The organism is Campylobacter concisus, assembly GCF_002912425.1.
Lineage (GTDB): Bacteria > Campylobacterota > Campylobacteria > Campylobacterales > Campylobacteraceae > Campylobacter_A > Campylobacter_A concisus_AH.
Genome location: NZ_POYR01000195.1, coordinates 1 through 438 on the forward strand (window position 1 = coordinate 1; position 438 = coordinate 438).

The window sequence follows — 438 nt, forward strand, 5'->3', positions numbered from 1 at the left end:
AAATTTAGAAGACGGTGGTAACCGCAAATTTATAGTAGTTCAGCTTGATGAAAAGATAGATGAAAGAAATAGTAAAGTAGCTTATGATTTTTGTAAAAATGAGTTAAAAAGTAAAAATCCAACTATCTTTGACATAACAAAAGAGCGTATCTTGCGCGCAGCGCAATCTCTCTCTCTCTCTCTCTCTCTCTGAAGACGATGCGCGGCTTAAATTTAAAATATTTTCTGCCGTTCCGCTTTTAAAATCATATTTAGATAATTATTTAGACGGCGACTCCGATACGAAAGAGCCGAATTTATTTCCTAAAAATGAGCTTTCAAAAGATGATTTAACTGCACTTTTAACTACATTTGCAGTTTATGACGGCATAAAACTAACAGATGAGCTAAAAATAGTAGATTTGGGAGGATATGAGGCGTATTATGCACAGAAAAAGC

1 protein-coding gene and 1 pseudogene are annotated in these 438 nt (G+C 34.2%); both read left to right on the forward strand.

Going from position 1 to position 438, the window contains the following annotated elements; translation table 11 throughout:
• Window positions 1-193, forward strand: a pseudogene (locus CYP84_RS10580) (site-specific DNA-methyltransferase); the annotation flags it as partial.
• A 25-nt stretch (window positions 194-218) separates the two neighbouring features.
• Window positions 219-438, forward strand: a 220-nt coding sequence (locus CYP84_RS11520) for a hypothetical protein (protein ID WP_219809686.1), incomplete at its 3' end; no start/stop codon positions are given.